General features: G+C 41.4%; 2 protein-coding genes. Both read left to right on the top strand.

What is annotated here, in order from left to right; all coding sequences use genetic code 11:
- The first annotated feature begins 169 nt into the window (after positions 1-169).
- Positions 170-1,231, top strand: a complete 1,062-nt coding sequence (locus tag OCV43_RS13785) for a PTS sugar transporter subunit IIC (RefSeq protein WP_022242311.1) — start codon at positions 170-172, stop codon at positions 1,229-1,231.
- Positions 1,232-1,459: 228 nt separating this feature from the next.
- Entirely contained in the window at positions 1,460-2,146 is a 687-nt protein-coding gene (locus OCV43_RS13790; RefSeq protein WP_227700394.1) for a GTP pyrophosphokinase, read from the top strand.
- Positions 2,147-2,236 lie beyond the last annotated feature (90 nt).

Genomic DNA, 2,236 nt, shown 5'->3' on the forward strand with positions numbered 1-2,236 from the left:
GCTCCATCTTTTAGCTGCATAAAGAAAAACGAGACGACCGAAGTCGCCTCGTAAAAGTCTAACTTTGAGGGGTCACCTCAAACAGCTTGACTTTTTTTCTCGATATGGTAAACTACTCCTTGACTGACAAGACAACTGACAAGACAGCTGAAGTCAAGGAGGAAGAAAAATGGAAAAGATAAAAGCGTTCTTAAAACGCAAAAATATTATTATCTCAGCAAAAAGATATGGCATTGATGCCTTAGGTGCAATGGCACAAGGTCTTTTTGCTTCTCTTTTAATTGGAACAATTATTAGTACAATTGGTGAGCAGGCTGGCATCCAGCTTCTGGTGGACATCGGTGGATATGCCAAAGCAGCAACCGGTCCGGCAATGGCAATCTCCATTGGTTTTGCTTTGCAGTGTCCACCACTGGTGCTTTTTTCACTGGCAGCCGTCGGTGTGGCCGCAAATACCCTGGGTGGAGCAGGCGGTCCGCTGGCAGTATTGATTGTCACCATCTTTGCAGCCGAATTCGGTAAAGCAGTATCCAAAGAAACTAAAATTGATATTATCGTTACTCCGTTTGTAACCATTTTCATCGGAGCAGGCTTATCCATCTGGTGGGCACCGGCAATCGGAGCCGCAGCCAGTGCAGTAGGAAATGCCATTATGTGGGCAACCGAATTGCAGCCGTTCTTTATGGGAATTTTAGTCTCTGTAATTGTAGGTATCGCACTGACGCTGCCAATCAGCAGTGCTGCAATCTGTGCAGCTTTGGGACTGACCGGACTGGCAGGAGGAGCTGCAGTAGCAGGATGCTGTGCCAACATGGTAGGTTTTGCAGTACTGAGCTTCCGGGAAAATAAATGGGGTGGACTTTTCGCACAGGGAATCGGAACTTCCATGTTACAGATGGGAAATATCGTGCGGAATCCAAGAATCTGGCTTCCGGCAATTTTAAGCTCCGCCATAACAGGCCCAATAGCAACCTGCGTATTCCATCTTCAGATGAACGGTGCAGCTGTAGCATCCGGAATGGGAACCTGTGGACTGGTTGGTCAGATTGGTATTTATACCGGCTGGATTAATGATATTGCATCCGGTGCCAAGGCAGCCATTACACCAATGGACTGGATTGGAATGCTGTTAGTATGCTTCATTTTACCGGGTGTTTTAACCTGGGCATTCGGTCTGTTCTTCCGTAAGATTGGCTGGATCAAAGAAAATGATTTGAAGCTTGATTTATAAGAAAGATTTAAGAAAATATAGATAAAAGTTATACCATAAGAAAACAAAAGCAATACCTCTTGTGCATAATTATTAAAAATTGATAAAAATTTAACTAATAACAAGCATATTATACAAAGATGTGCTATACTAAAATTAGATTGTTATTGCATATATTATAACTTATGAGGAAAATCCCGGAAATATAAAAAGGTTATTTTCCGCAGTAGATGCATGGAGGAGTAGAAAATGGAATCACCAATTGAAGTGACAGAAGGTGTAGATGGTTGGAATACCATAATCTTTCTTTATAATTCTGCATTAAAAGAAGTTGGAACCAAGCTTGAAATATTAAATGATGAATTTCAGCATGTACATCAGTACAATCCGATAGAATATATAAAGCGGCGGATTAAGACGCCGGAGAGTATCGTAAAGAAGCTGAAACGATATGGTTACGAGAGTACCATTGATAATATGGTCAATTATGTAAATGACATTGCAGGAATCCGTATTGTATGTTCCTTTACCTCTGATATTTATCGTATGGCAGAGATGATTGGAAAACAGAATGACCTTACCGTGGTATCGGTAAAGGATTATATCAAGCATCCGAAGGAAAGCGGCTATAAGAGTTATCATATGTTGGTTACGGTGCCGATTTTCTTATCAGACCGTGTAGTGGATACAAAGGTTGAGATTCAGATACGGACCATTGCCATGGACTTCTGGGCGAGTCTTGAACATAAGATATATTACAAATTCGAAGGAAATGCACCGGAATATATCAGTAAAGATTTACGGGAGTGTGCAGAAATTGTTTCTATGCTGGATGCAAAGATGTTATCCTTGAACGAAGCAATTCTAGAGGCAAAGGCAGCACAGGAAGCGGAGCTTTTGCGGGAAGAAAAAGATAGAGCGGATAAAGAAAAATAAAAGGGGCTGTAAAAAAACTCCCCTAGAAAAAAATCGCCCAGACCGTGAGGTCTGAGCGTTTTTTTGGTATAATTAATTATGCTACTAACT

It is taken from the genome of Roseburia amylophila (genome assembly GCF_025567465.1).
In the GTDB taxonomy this organism is placed as follows: Bacteria; Bacillota; Clostridia; order Lachnospirales; family Lachnospiraceae; genus Roseburia_C; species Roseburia_C amylophila.